This window comes from Pseudonocardia sp. DR1-2 (assembly GCF_023717215.1).
Lineage (GTDB): Bacteria > Actinomycetota > Actinomycetes > Mycobacteriales > Pseudonocardiaceae > Pseudonocardia > Pseudonocardia alni.
Map to the genome: position 1 here is coordinate 146,446 of NZ_JAMQOF010000010.1, position 12,468 is coordinate 158,913.

The 12,468-nt window shown below is 67.1% G+C and carries 14 protein-coding genes; 12 read left to right on the top strand and 2 right to left on the bottom strand.

The features are described from left to right. The first annotated feature begins 16 nt into the window (after nucleotides 1-16). The 5 genes from ND486_RS25485 (at nucleotide 17) to ND486_RS25505 (ending at nucleotide 5,648) form a co-directional block, all read left to right on the top strand. Complete coding sequence (locus tag ND486_RS25485) at nucleotides 17-1,270, top strand: cytochrome P450 (RefSeq protein WP_251786902.1); 1,254 nt, start codon at nucleotides 17-19, stop codon at nucleotides 1,268-1,270. A gap of 140 nt (nucleotides 1,271-1,410) precedes the next feature. Then, nucleotides 1,411-1,644, top strand: a complete 234-nt coding sequence (locus tag ND486_RS25490) for a tyrosine-type recombinase/integrase (protein WP_251786903.1) — start codon at nucleotides 1,411-1,413, stop codon at nucleotides 1,642-1,644. 601 nt (nucleotides 1,645-2,245) lie between these two features. Continuing rightward, nucleotides 2,246-3,580, top strand: a complete 1,335-nt coding sequence (locus tag ND486_RS25495; RefSeq protein ID WP_285899258.1) for a restriction endonuclease — start codon at nucleotides 2,246-2,248, stop codon at nucleotides 3,578-3,580. Between the two features lie 457 nt (nucleotides 3,581-4,037). Continuing rightward, complete coding sequence (locus ND486_RS25500) at nucleotides 4,038-5,027, top strand: hypothetical protein (protein ID WP_251786905.1); 990 nt, start codon at nucleotides 4,038-4,040, stop codon at nucleotides 5,025-5,027. A gap of 90 nt (nucleotides 5,028-5,117) precedes the next feature. Continuing rightward, nucleotides 5,118-5,648 (top strand): phosphohydrolase, encoded by a 531-nt coding sequence (locus ND486_RS25505; protein WP_251786906.1) that lies wholly within the window; start codon nucleotides 5,118-5,120, stop codon nucleotides 5,646-5,648. Here the strand turns inward: ND486_RS25505 and ND486_RS25510 are convergent. Together ND486_RS25510 and ND486_RS25515 are read right to left on the bottom strand one after the other, a co-directional pair. Continuing rightward, nucleotides 5,639-6,106, bottom strand: a complete 468-nt coding sequence (locus ND486_RS25510; protein WP_251786907.1) for an NUDIX domain-containing protein — start codon at nucleotides 6,104-6,106, stop codon at nucleotides 5,639-5,641. The genes ND486_RS25505 and ND486_RS25510 overlap by 10 nt on opposite strands. Before the next feature lie 7 nt (nucleotides 6,107-6,113). Then, nucleotides 6,114-6,857: an XRE family transcriptional regulator gene (locus tag ND486_RS25515; protein ID WP_251786908.1), complete on the bottom strand. Its 744-nt coding sequence runs from the start codon at nucleotides 6,855-6,857 to the stop codon at nucleotides 6,114-6,116. Between the two features lie 157 nt (nucleotides 6,858-7,014). Here ND486_RS25515 and ND486_RS25520 point away from each other — a divergent pair, with 157 nt between their 5' ends. The 7 genes from ND486_RS25520 (at nucleotide 7,015) to xerC (ending at nucleotide 12,410) form a co-directional block, all read left to right on the top strand. Continuing rightward, nucleotides 7,015-7,332, top strand: coding sequence for a hypothetical protein (locus tag ND486_RS25520; protein ID WP_251786909.1), 318 nt, complete (start codon nucleotides 7,015-7,017; stop codon nucleotides 7,330-7,332). A gap of 167 nt (nucleotides 7,333-7,499) precedes the next feature. Further along, the gene (locus ND486_RS25525) at nucleotides 7,500-8,258 is read left to right on the top strand and encodes a hypothetical protein (protein WP_251786910.1); all 759 of its coding nucleotides are present in this window, start codon (nucleotides 7,500-7,502) and stop codon (nucleotides 8,256-8,258) included. 25 nt (nucleotides 8,259-8,283) lie between these two features. Continuing rightward, complete coding sequence (locus ND486_RS25530) at nucleotides 8,284-9,216, top strand: FtsK/SpoIIIE domain-containing protein (RefSeq protein WP_308215883.1); 933 nt, start codon at nucleotides 8,284-8,286, stop codon at nucleotides 9,214-9,216. Next, nucleotides 9,213-9,530, top strand: a complete 318-nt coding sequence (locus ND486_RS25535; RefSeq protein ID WP_251786911.1) for a hypothetical protein — start codon at nucleotides 9,213-9,215, stop codon at nucleotides 9,528-9,530. Before ND486_RS25530 ends, ND486_RS25535 begins: the two co-directional genes overlap by 4 nt. Further along, complete coding sequence (locus ND486_RS25540) at nucleotides 9,530-11,059, top strand: replication initiator (RefSeq protein ID WP_251786912.1); 1,530 nt, start codon at nucleotides 9,530-9,532, stop codon at nucleotides 11,057-11,059. Before ND486_RS25535 ends, ND486_RS25540 begins: the two co-directional genes overlap by 1 nt. 17 nt (nucleotides 11,060-11,076) lie before the next feature. Further along, nucleotides 11,077-11,265 (top strand): AlpA family transcriptional regulator, encoded by a 189-nt coding sequence (locus ND486_RS25545; protein WP_251786913.1) that lies wholly within the window; start codon nucleotides 11,077-11,079, stop codon nucleotides 11,263-11,265. Continuing rightward, nucleotides 11,265-12,410, top strand: coding sequence for a tyrosine recombinase XerC (gene xerC / locus ND486_RS25550; protein WP_251786914.1), 1,146 nt, complete (start codon nucleotides 11,265-11,267; stop codon nucleotides 12,408-12,410). Before ND486_RS25545 ends, xerC begins: the two co-directional genes overlap by 1 nt. Nucleotides 12,411-12,468: the final 58 nt, after the last annotated feature.

Here is a 12,468-nt window from a genome sequence, read left to right on the forward strand (position 1 = left end):
CGCCGGCAGGAGCAACATGACGATGGTGCGCGTCGATCTCCGCCGGCAGTTCGAGGACGCCGGCTCGCGAGCCGATCCGAGTCCTGTCTACGCCGGACTGCGCGACCTCGGACCGGTGCTGCGGTCGAAGGACATTCTCGGAGGCGGGTTCCTCCTGCCTCGTTATGAGGAGGTCTCCCAGGTCATCAAGGATCCGCGGTTCGCCAGTGACCGTCGGAACGTCGGACGGCGCTCCTTGGACCAGTGGTGGACGCCCGGGATGCTGAGGCTGCTCCTCTCCAGCATGGTTCTCAAGGACCCGCCCGAGCATCGCCGTCTGCGCAACCTCGTCCAGAAGGCATTCACCCCGTCCCGGGTGGCGAAGCTGGCCGGTCGCGTGGAAGAGATCACCGACGAACTGCTCGATGCCGCCGCCGCGAAGCCGGTGATCGAGCTCGTGGGGGATCTGGCACTGCCGTTGCCGCTCACCGTCATCGCGGAGATGCTCGGTGTCCCGCCGGCCGACCGGATACGCTTCCGCACCCTCTTCGCCTCCATCCAGAGCAACTCGCAGACGACAGCCGTCTCGCTCGCGCGCAACTACCGCCGTATGCGTGAGCTCACCACGTTCCTGCAGGAGCTGGTGCGACTGCGTCGCGAGCAGCCGGGGGACGACCTCCTGAGCGACCTCGTCCACGTCGAGGAAGGCGGCGACCGGCTCGACGACGACGAGCTCGTCTCGATGGTGTTCCTGCTGCTCTTCGCCGGTCACGAGACGACGGTCAACCTGATCGGCAACGGCGTCCTGGAACTCGTCCGCCGACCTGACCAGCTTCGCAAGCTGCGCGATGACCCGGGCCTCATCGATACCGCCATCGAGGAGATGCTGCGGTTCACCAACCCCGTGGGGTTCGTGGCACCGCGGTTCGCCAAGGAGGATGTCGAGATCGCCGGTACCCCGATCCGGCGGGGCAGCATGGTCACCTTGCTCATCGCCTCCGCGAACCTGGACGAGACCGTCTTCCCCGACGCGGACACCCTGGACATCACCCGGAGCCCCAACCGGCACGTCTCCTTCGGCCTCGGCACCCACTTCTGCCTCGGTGCCCCGTTGGCCCGGCTGGAGGCTCGCATCGCTGTTCCCGCATTGCTTCGTCGCTTCGATCACCTCGAACTCGCCGTACCGGCTGATCAGCTGCCCTGGAGGCGTCACATCGCTCTTCGTGGAGTGGAGAGACTGCCGCTCGTGGTGACGCCGGCGGGTGCATCGGCCTCTCGGCGAACGGCGTAGGAGGTCCCTGCTGCGGAACGCAGCGAGCGAGGAATCACCGCCGTCCGTGTGGCTTCCCACCCGACTTCGGCCCGGTCCCGTGGAGCGGATCGCAAATCCCGGCCACTGCGTCGAGCGCATCGGCACTCTGGCCGTCGCAGATGTTCGTGAAGCCGTCGCGGGGTCGGAGTGGGCCCGGTCTGCACCCGCACGTCCTTCGGCGCCCGGTCGCGACACGGCTCGACGTCGCCGGCCTCTCGGCTCGGGAGATCGCCGACCACGTGGGGCACGAGAAGGTGTCGATGACGCTGGACGTCTACATGTCGCGCAAGACCCGCGGGATCGACGCCGCTGCTGCCCTGGGCGCGTTCCGCCCGAACCAATACGTGGGGTAAACGTGGGGCTGATCGTGAGGCGGTCGAGGCGACGATGCGCCGACCTGCGGAAAGTGCGCCCCCGGCAGGACTCGAACCTGCGACCTAGAGATTCCGAGATCGTTCTTCTGGACGGTCAGGGGGAGTGCGAGACGGTGCCTCTGAGCTGGGGGAACGTCTCGGGACGGTCGTGGCCGGTGGGTGCTGTTGGTGGTCGTTCCAGGTAGGTAAATGTGGGGTTCGATCATGAGGTGACCGGGTGGGGGGTTGGGCCCACACCTCCCCGGCTCCCTCGTCCTGACCCCGCACCTCGTCGTGGTGGTGGTGTCCAGGGGCGGCGTAGCCGCTCGCGTAGCGACGCGGAGCGCCCTGGACGCCGGCGCCTCGGCGTGGAGACTCTGATGGACAGGGAGTCAAAGACCCATCTGGGAGGTCCGTTACCTGGTGAGGGTCACTGTTCAAGGCGAAAGAGAGTCTGCAACTCTGTGTATTCGGCCGCACATCGATCGGGCGCTGCGGATCAGTCCACCAAGACTATGTGCATCGGCCTCAACCCAGAAGTGTCATCGGTGAGCTAATCTCTGAGTCACGTGTGACCTGCTGGCCATCATCTGGAGAACGAATGTCCGGACTAACTGAGGACCTGCCCTGGGACGCAATCTCTCCGCGTGCCCTGGAGGAGCTGTTGTTCGCTCTCCTGGAAGAGATGGGAGCCTATCGTGTTGAGTGGAGATCGTCTCATGCCTCAATTAACGAGGCCGATGGCGGCCGCGACATCGAGGCCACTTTCAGTCGCCCTACTCCCGATGGTGACTTAGAGTTAGAGACCTGGTGGATCGAGAGTAAGCGACGTGATCGCCCAGTCAAGCCTGGCGTGGTTAAAGAGGGCGCTATCAATTCCACGAGCTACGTCGGAGTGTCGACGTTTATCGTTGCCAGCAACTCCAGTTTCACCAATACGACATCAGACTGGGTTAAGCGACACAATTCTAGGAATCTTGGCCCAACGGTCAAGCTCTGGGATCGGCGGCGGCTCAAGTCTCTGGTTGAGACGTACCCCTCGGCGGCCGCGCGGACGCTGGTGTCGGCTCTAAGTTTCTCGGAACGATGCAGCTTTCTTGCCGAGTACTTTTTCGAGAACTCTCGAGTGATGACGGAGCCTGAACTCCGAGAGGCCTGGTCTCGCCGAGTTGAGATTGATAACTATCAGTTTCTTGTCGCGGCAACGTACGCTGACGCGGCCGCGAACAAGCTGATCGAGCGTCCCTGGATGGCGGTGGCGTCTAGTGGCAATGTTCTACGATCGCTAATCGTATGTCTGACTTCACTGTTAGGGAAGGTCTTGCGCGGGGATTCGATCTCAAATGATCTCGCCGTAAAGACGTGTGCATACACGATTGGCGTAGCCTGCGCGAAACTCGATTCAGAGACGGTGGGCTCGGTTCTTGATGACCCCTACCGGTTTCTGCAGAACTCGGAGCCTGTCATCTCCTCTGAGTCTATGTCAGTAGTGAGGCAGCATCTATTTGATCCTTGTCGGTCAGCGCTCCTGCAGGATCTTGCGTCTCGATGTGCGGACGACTGCGCTCGGTGCAGTACCGACTACGAGACTATTGATACGAAGGAGAATTTTTGGGGTCACTTTGTCGGGGAGGTGGACGGGAACCCTATGCGTTTAACCCTGATCAATGAAGATATTCCTTGTGCTGCAGGGATAGAATTGCCGGAAGGGGTGATATGCCCACTCGATTCGATCGGCCATACGGATTCAAATGAAGATTTCGCTGCCTTGGTGCGGACCGTTATCGAGTTTCGAGTTGAGAATCCGAGTGGGCAGTATTTGCGGCTTATTGAGTCAACTAGTTTAGGTGAGGGAGCTGTCGCGGCGATCAACGAGCTTATTGCTGCGCGTCTGAATGCGCGTGATCCGGCTCCAGGCGAGTCGGGCAATGAGTGACATAATTTGCAACGTTTGCTGTTTGACGTCCTGGCGTTCGCCGCTGGGGCCTGCGTGAGAAGTACTGTTGCTCGTTGCTGAGTCGAGCAGTCGTTGCCTTCGGGCGGCCAACGGGCGTGCGCGCGCCGGCTGCCGGGCCGGAGGCAGGAGGCGGACGGCAGCGACGCCGCCCGTCCGGCCCGTCAGGGTCGGCTTGAAGACGTAAAGAAAGTTCTCACCGGTCCGACATCGGCACGGCCGCTGGACGCAAACGGCGATTCCGACTAGGTGCCTGCTGATCCTGCAGAGCTAAAGGCAGTACGCGATCCCGCTCAACCGTTTTGAATCTTCTGAATCCAATCTGGAGGGTGGAGTGTCAGTCGCATGGCTAATAGGGGTCCCGCCAGTTGAAATCCATCTGCCACCAGCATCAGTTCCGTGGCAACAGACAGCCTCGTCCATTGGAACGCTGCTGGCCGTGGCCGTGGCCGTGACTGTTGCGATTGTTGAAACAGTACGCGCACGCAGGGCAAGAAAGGAAACCGAAGAAGTTAAGGCGAGCCAAGCTGCTGAGAAGCGCCGAGAGGCCGCCGTGTGCATATCCGGCTGGATAGAAGAGAAGTATTTACCCGACAAAGAGGGGGCCGTGTACATACGGTACGCGACCGCACACCTATTCAATAGCGGCGCGGAGCCGGTATCGAATGTAAGCGCGTCAGTGGGCGTCGGGTGGCCAACGCGCAGCTTGGGTCCGTTATCAATCCCGGCTCCACTGTCCCTCCCTCCGCAGCGAGAATTGCAGTGGGACCTTACGATACCGTTACTAGCCCATGACGATACGCAATCACCGATGCTTGAGGTCCAATTCACCGACCCGAACGGGCTGCGATGGCATCGGAAGTTCGATGGGACTCTCTCGGAAATTACGAACGAGAAGTCTAAGCTCTTTGACTCAAGTGATGAAGCGGCTGCGCACGCACAGATCGGGCGTGTAAACCCTATGAACCCAATGGCAATCACGCTGGCATTCGTTCAAGCCATGACAAGCAACCCGCGCGAGCGGGCTGTCGTCGATAGCTTCCTAGCCCCCGAGGCGGCCGCCTGGAAGTCGACTCCGGAAGAGGAGCTCGACGCTATCGCCGAAGAACTCAATCGTTATGGACTAGCATTGTTCGTCCATTACCGCGCACCTCACGTGGCCTATGTCAAGTTCGTCACTCCGGACCATGAGAATCTCCAGGTTGCCTTCGGATCCGTCGTAATTGAGGATGCGCGCTTCATAACGTTGACGTTCGTTCGAGAGCGTGGTTGGAGAGTTTTTAGTTATGGTGGCGCACTGTCTGATCCCGACAAGATTCTGTTTCCTCCAGGTGCGCTAACAAATGAAACTGGGGTGGCGCCTATACCGCACGGTTTGCAACGTTCGCGATCGCGAGAGCAACGGTGGAGCTGGCGAAACAAAACTTAACCAGGGGGGCGCCGCCGGGTAAGATGTTCGCGGAAGGGTAGATCTGAGCGATTGAGGTGGATCATCTCTTATCACAGAGAAGCTCCCGCTTTGGCGGAGCGCCTTCTCGCGATCGCGTTGCCACGCCGCTGGAGCCATGTGCAAGGGGTCGCCTCCCGGGCAGAGGTTGTCGGCCCGCATCTTGTCGGCGGCCCAGTCCTCGTCGCCGCTTGCTGGCTTCACGACGTCGGCTACGCGCCCGATCTCGCTGCGACACGGTTCCACCCCCTCGATGGTGCTCGTGCGCTGCGCGAATGGGGCGCTGACGACCTCATATGTGGGCTGGTTGCGTTCCACTCCGCTGCGGCTCACGAGGCCGACGTTCTGGGCCTGCTCGACGAGCTGCGTGCGTTCGAGGATCCGCAGGGTCTGGTGCGTGATCTACTTTGGTACCTCGACATGACCACGAGTCCGGACGGCGAGCGTGTCTCGTTCGACGACCGCATAGCCGAGGTGCGGGAGCGTTACCCCGCTGAGCACTACGTGATTCGCGCCCTCGACGGCAGCATGGCTGCTCGGCGGGGCGCCGTAAATCGCGCAGAGGCATGGCTCTCGTCCGCAGGCCTGGCCGATCAGGTGTAGTACGGGTCCCGCTGGCTGAACCCGTGCTCGATCCGCAACCGGATCGACGGGTGCACATCGATGCCGTCCAGCTCAACCCGCTCGACCCACAGCACTTCTGAGGACTCGTCACTCGTCCTCGGTTCGCCGCCCACCGGCCGAGCCCTGAAGCAGATGGAGAACTCCTGTCGGACTTCGCCATCGGTGTAGGCCATGACGTGGTCGGGGTTGCTGTAGATGCCGACCAGGCTGGTGACCTCGATGTGGATGCCGGTCTCTTCGTCGGTCTCGCGGACCGCGGTCTCGGTCATGGTCTCGCCGAGCTCGTGGCGGCCGCCGGGGAGCGCGTAGAGGTTGTTGTCGGTGCGGCGGATCATCAGCAGCCGGTCGCGCTCGTCGGTGACGAACGCGCTCACGGCGATGACGATGCTGGTCGCCTTCGGGGCGTCGGGGTCGTGGAAGTGGTCGGTCCGGGCCACGCGCCGGTCACCAACGCGCTGGGGTCGAGGTGCTCCACACGTCGACGAAACTACGCGCATAGGTGTCGAACAGGTCCCCGGCGCCGAGCTTGCGCAGATGCAGCGCGGGGGCGTGGGCACCGGGCACGCCGTAGACGTGGGTGTTGATGATGGCCTGGTCGTCGAACCGGAAGATCGAGTTGTAGAGCGTGGTTGTGTGGAACCTGAACTCGATGCCCGGGGTGTCCAGTAGCGGCCGGTACGCGGCGAGCCCGTAGCGGATCCGCGCGGCGAGCGTCCCGGTCCCGAGGCGTTCTTCCTGGCTGCGCAGCTCGACGGCGTCGCTGTCGGGGTCGCCGAAGTTGATCCGCACGGTCACTCCGGCGCCGGCCTTCTCGGCCACGGTGCGGATGAAGTCCGGGCGCTCGATGAGGAACTGGCCGGCGTGGACCAGGATGTCGATCCGGTCGGTCGCCGAGGCGAGCAGCTCGTCCCACAGCTCGGCAGGGACCGCGCCGCGGTGCGGGTAGGCGGCGACGATCTCCGAGGCCGCGATCTTCGCCTGACGCTCGGGCGGTACCGCTGCGGGCCACAGGTAGGACTCGCTCTGCCCGACCAGCGCGGACAGCGCGGCCCGGTGTCGGGCGTACGGGGTGCGGCCCTGGGTGGCCCACCGTTCGACGGTCTTGGCGTCGACGCCGATCTGCTCGGCCGCCGTCGCGGGCGTGAGGCCGGCGCCCATCAGCGCGTCGCGCAGTCGCTCGTTCGCCATCGCCGCACCTCTCCACGAACACGAGCTGGGACGTCTTGAGTCTAGCTGAGACGTCCTGAGATGTCCCTCTGTGTGGTCGGGCCGTCCCGGTGATTTCCGGAGTCTTGGACCTGCCCCGCTACGAGGGCCATCCCGATTCAGTCCCTGGAGGACGGTCATGGCAACGATCAAGGTCGACACCACCGGTACCCGTTACACCGTGGGCGCGACTCCGCGTCCGAAGAACGACATGGACGGCCGTCAGCGGACCGACCGGCAGACCGGGACGCCGCTGTTCACCACGCAGCTGGTGAAGGTCGACGCCGAGGGCGCGGAGATCCTGACCATCACGACCCCGGGTGCTCCTCAGGTGGAGCAGGGCGCGGAGGTGCGTCCGGTGGGGTTGATCGCGATTCCGTGGCAGCAGGGTCAGCGGGCCGGGGTGGCGTTCAAGGCCGATCGGATCGAGCCCGCGCAGGCGTCCAAGGCGTCCTGACCGCCTGTCTGGTCGGTGGTGCGGGTCGGGGCTGACTTCCCCGGAGTCCCGCCCCGCACCCCGGCACCTCGCCGCTCCCCGCCTCGTCGCCCGCCCCGCGTCCGGAAGGCCCTGTCATGGCTCGCAACGCCGCTCCTGCCCGCACCTTCGGTGTCGGGAAGTCCCGTGTGGATTCCTTCGAGATCATCTCCGCTCCGCCCGCCAACCCCGCCGTCCGCGTCGCCGCCCTGCTGCTGCGGCTGCGCGCGGAGCTGTTCGTCCTCGCCGTCGGGGTGTGGGCGTGGGTGGCGCTGGGCCCGGACCACGTCCGCGACGAGGCCGGCCGATTCGTCGCCGTCCCGGGCACCGGCTTCGACACCGCGACGCGGGTCGCGCTGTTCGTCGCGGTCGGGCTGGTGCTGGCGGGGCTGCCGTGGACGCGGCGGTTCCTGTTCCACCGCGCGCAGGCCGTGCTCACCCGCCATCGGGTCCGTCAGGTCCTGGTCGAGTGCCGGGTCCTGAACTCCCGCTCGCGGGCGTGCCCGTTGACGGCGTGGGCTCGTCCGACGCGGGTCGGTGAGGTCGTGTGGGTGGTGCTGCGGGCTGGGATCGCCCCGCACGCCGTCGCGGACCAGGCTGAGGAGCTGGCGTCTGCGTGCTTCGCCCGTGAGGCGCGGGTGGTGGTGTGGCCGCGATTCACGACCGTGGTGCGGGTCGAGATCATCCGCCGGGACCCGCTGGCGCCGAACCTGATTCGCTCGGACCTGTTCCGCTACGCCTCCGGCGACATCCACGACCCGGGCTGGCCCACCAACGACGGCCCCGACTCCGACGTTCCGGCCCCGCGCCGCGAGCCGTCCCGCCCGGCGCTGCCCGCCGCCCCACAGCCCGCGTTCGACGGGCCGTCCGACAACAGTCGGGGTGGGGACTGGTCGGACTATGTCTGAGCACCCGCCCACACAGCCACTGCCCTTGATCGCCGCTGACCAGGACGCACCGGATCGGCTCGTGCGCCCGCTGCTGGTCCTGCGCCGGTGGGCCGACGAGTACCGCGCCCACCGCCGCGAGCGCCGTACCGACGCCGGGCCGTCGATCTGGGAGCCGATCCACCTCGGTGTCGCCGAGGACGGGCGTCCTGTGCGGGTCCCGCTGATCTACCGCAACATGCTCCTGGCCGGTGAGCCCGGCGCGGGCAAGTCGGTGGGGCTCAACAACATCGTCGCCCACGCCGCCCTCGCGACCGACTGCCGGTTGTGGTTGTTCGACGGCAAGATCGTCGAACTCGGCCTCTGGCGGTCCTGCGCGGACCGGTTCGTCGCCAACAGCCTCGATGACGCCATCGCGGCGCTGCTGGACCTGCAGTCGGAGATGGATCAGCGCTATGCCGTCCTCGACGACGAGCGTCGCCGCAAGATCGCCCCCGCCGACGGTGTCCCGCCGATCGTGGTCGTCCTCGACGAGCTGGCCTACTTCTCCGCGACCGTCGGGACCAAGCGCGAGCAGGAGGCGTTCTCGGTCCTGGTCCGCGATCTCGTGGCCCGGGGCCGGGCGGCCGGGATCATCGTCGTCGCCGCGACGCAGCGCCCGTCGTCGGACATCATCCCCACCTCGCTGCGGGATCTGTTCGGGTACCGGTGGGCGTTCCGCTGCACCACCGACGCCTCGTCGGACATCGTGCTCGGCCACGGCTGGGCCTCCCGCGGCCACTCCGCCGCGAGCGTCGCCCCGGAGACGAAGGGCATCGGGTTCCTGCTTGCCGAGGGCGGTGTCCCGCGCCGGATCAAGGCTGCGCACCTGTCCGACGAGCAGGTGTACGCCCTGGCCGACCGCGCCTCCATGCGACGGCTCGCCGCCGGGATCGCCCACGACCAGGACCTCGACGACACCACCGGTGGTGCGGCATGACCGCCCGCCCGACGACCGCCGAGCTGGTCCACGGCGGGCTGCGCCGGTGCGCGGCTGCCCGCCGTCGGGTCAGCGCCCGCTACGACCGCGGAGCCCTCACCTCGACCGAGTGGGCCGACGCCCTCGCCGCGCTGCACGCCCGCGACGCCCGCTGGTGGTCTGTGCTCGCCCGCAGCGCCATCGCCGACCACACGATCCCGCTCGTCTACGTCGCGGCTGTGTCCGACGCTGAGGCTGCTGCCCAGCGCGCTGCCGCCGACTGGGCCTGCACCGCCCGCGAGTACGCCCGCACCGCTGCGGCTCGGGTGGCGTGATGAGCACCGGCCAGCACTCGGCGACCGTCGACAGCCTTGCGGCCCGACGGCTCACGCGCCTGGCCGGACAGACCCCCGCCGCCGACCTCGTTGCTGCTGCCGGACGACGCGAGGACTTCACGGGCTGGCTGCGCCACGTCACCCCCGCCGCCGGATGCGCCCACCCGATCCGACTGTCTGGGACCGTGTTCCGGGTCGAGGAAGCCACCGGCCGCATCACTGGCGAGCGGCACACCGCCGAGATGCCCGACGGGCTGATCTACACCGCTTGCGGCAACCGCCGCGCGTCCGTGTGCCCGTCGTGTGCCGAGACCTACCGGGCCGACACCTTCCAGCTCGTCACCGCCGGACTCGTCGGCGGCAAGGGCACCCCCGCCTCCGTCGCGGGGCACCCGTGCGTGTTCCTGACCGTCACCGCGCCCTCGTTCGGCTCGGTCCACGCCCACCGCATCGACCGGAAAGGCCGGCCTCTTCCGTGCCGCCCCCGTCGCGACGAGACGAGCTGTGAGCACGGGACCGGGCACGCCTGCTGGGAGCGCCACGCCGCCGACGACCCGCGAGTGGGCCGGCCGCTGTGTCTGGACTGCTACGACCATCCGCACCAGGCGGTGTGGAACCTGCACGTCGGGGAGCTGTGGCGCCGCACGATGATCGCCGCGACCCGCAACCTGCGGCAGCTCGAGAAGCTCACCGGCGCCAAGCTGCGGCTTTCGTACACCAAGGTCGCGGAGTTCCAGGCCCGCGGCGCCGTGCACCTGCACGCCTTGGTCCGCCTCGACGGCCGCGATCCCGACGCGGCCCTGTCGCACCTGACCCTGTCGCCGCCGCCCGGGATCTCCGCCGCCCAGGTCGCCCTGCTGCTCCGTTCCGCGGTCACCGAGACCGCGTTCACCACCGCCCCGCACCCCTACCGACCTGAGGGCTGGCTGATCGCGTGGGGTGAGCAGGTCGACCCGCGCCCGGTCCGGCTCGCCGCCCGCGATCTCGACGACGCCGCCGAGATCACGACGACCGCCGTCGCGGCGTACCTGGCGAAGTACGCGACGAAGGCGACCGAGACTGCCGGGCACCTGTCGACGCGGCTGCGGCCGGACATGGTGCGCTCCTACACCGACCACGCCACGCACTCCGGGCGTCAAATCGACGCCTGCTGGCGGCTCGGGCAGCGTCCGGGCGGCTGGGACTCCGAGGACTGGTCGACGTCCTGGGGGCGGCTGTGGCGGTGGGCGCACATGCTCGGATTCGCCGGGCACTTCTCCACCCGCTCCCGCCGGTACTCGACGACGTTGACCGCGTTGCGGCAGGCACGTCGGGACTGGCAGCGCGACCACGCCAACCCCCGCCCGGCGGCCGATGAGGTCGAGCGTCTGGACGACGGGGAGGACACCACCGAGGTGGTCATCTCGGCGCTGCACTTCGCCGGGATCGGCTGGCACACCACCGCCGACGCTCTGCTGGCGAACACCGCTGCGGCTCAGGCGCGGGCCAGGAGGCGTGCAGCGCGCGAGGAGCTGTCGACGACCGGATGACAACGGAGGTGAGGAGCATGGAGATCAAGCAGCGGCTGTGGTCGGTGCAGGACGTCGCCGACTACCTGGGCGTCCCGGTGGCGACCCTCTACGACTGGCGGTGCAAGGGCTACGGCCCGAAGGCCAAGAAGGTCGGCCGGTACCTGCGGTACGAGGCGGAGGCGGTGCGGCGGTGGTTCGCCGAACTGGAGGACGGGGCTGCGTGATGGCTCGTCCACCACTGCCGATCGGCACCTACGGGAAGATCCTGACGACCAGGCTCGGGCCCGGCCGGTTCCGGTCCTGGGCCAACTACCGCGACTACGACGGCATCACCCGCCGCGTGCAGCGGTACGCCGCGACCGGGCCCGCGTCGGTGAAGAAGCTCAAGGAGGCACTGCGGGACCGGAGCCGCTTCGCTCTGGACGGCGAGATCACCGGGGACACGCGCGTCCGGGTCGTCGCGGAGATGTGGCTTCGCGACCTCGACGACTCGGATCGGGCGTTGCGGACGAAGATCAGTTACCGCGATGCCTGGCGGCGATCCCTCGAACCGGCGGTGGGTGAGCTGCGGTTGAGCGACCTGCGGGTGTCGAGCGTCGACCGGGTCATCCGTGAGGTGCGAGCCCGGCAGGGGAGCGGATCGGCCCACCACGCCAAGGTGGTGCTGTCCGGCATCGCGAGTCTGGCCGTCCGCCACGACGCGATCGACTCGAACCCGGTCCGCGAGCTGACACCGGCTCGCCGGAAGTCGACGGCGGAGAAGGTCGCTCTCACCGAGGACGGCATGACCCGGCTGGCCGCGTTCCTGGGCAGCTCCGACGACGCGCGGAAGCACGACCTCGTCGACATGGTGACCGTGCTGTCCGGGCTCGGCTGCCGCATCGGGGAGCTGCTGGCGCTGGACTGGCCGCGTGTCGACGACGTCGCCAACACCCTCGCGATCGAGGGCACGGTGATCCGTGTGCCGGGGGAGGGGCTCGTGGTGCAGCCGCACACCAAGTCCCGCGCGAGCATGCGGACGATCCAGCCGCCGGCCTGGCTGATGGAGACCCTGCGCCGACGACACGAGGAGTCGCACGGGCCGTGGGTGTTCCCCTCGACGGCGGGCACCCTTCGGGACCCGGACAACACGCGCAAGCAGTTGCGCCAGGTCCTCGCCGGTACCGAGTGGGAGGGCCTGCACCCGCACGCGTTCCGCCGGCTGGTCGCGACCCGGCTCGACGCGGTCGGGCTCTCGGCCCGGGACATCGCGGACTACCTGGGCCACGAGAATGTGTCCATGACGCAGGACGTCTACATGTCCCGGCGGGTGGCCGGAGCCGCTGTGTCCGCCGCTCTGGACGGCTTCGGCTCGCCCGGTAAACGGTAGGTACTCGGTAGGTCGATCATGGACCGATCACCCGCCTGACCAGCTGACCTGGTCGTAT

Coding starts and splice junctions, on each gene's coding strand:
- ND486_RS25485 (WP_251786902.1), top strand. CDS start 17: ATGACGATGGTGCGCGTCGATCTCCGCCGGCAGTTCGAGGACGCCGGC.
- ND486_RS25490 (WP_251786903.1), top strand. CDS start 1,411: ATGTTCGTGAAGCCGTCGCGGGGTCGGAGTGGGCCCGGTCTGCACCCG.
- ND486_RS25495 (WP_285899258.1), top strand. CDS start 2,246: ATGTCCGGACTAACTGAGGACCTGCCCTGGGACGCAATCTCTCCGCGT.
- ND486_RS25515 (WP_251786908.1), bottom strand. CDS start 6,857: ATGGCGAACGAGCGACTGCGCGACGCGCTGATGGGCGCCGGCCTCACG.
- ND486_RS25520 (WP_251786909.1), top strand. CDS start 7,015: ATGGCAACGATCAAGGTCGACACCACCGGTACCCGTTACACCGTGGGC.
- ND486_RS25535 (WP_251786911.1), top strand. CDS start 9,213: ATGACCGCCCGCCCGACGACCGCCGAGCTGGTCCACGGCGGGCTGCGC.
- ND486_RS25540 (WP_251786912.1), top strand. CDS start 9,530: ATGAGCACCGGCCAGCACTCGGCGACCGTCGACAGCCTTGCGGCCCGA.
- ND486_RS25545 (WP_251786913.1), top strand. CDS start 11,077: ATGGAGATCAAGCAGCGGCTGTGGTCGGTGCAGGACGTCGCCGACTAC.
- xerC (WP_251786914.1), top strand. CDS start 11,265: ATGGCTCGTCCACCACTGCCGATCGGCACCTACGGGAAGATCCTGACG.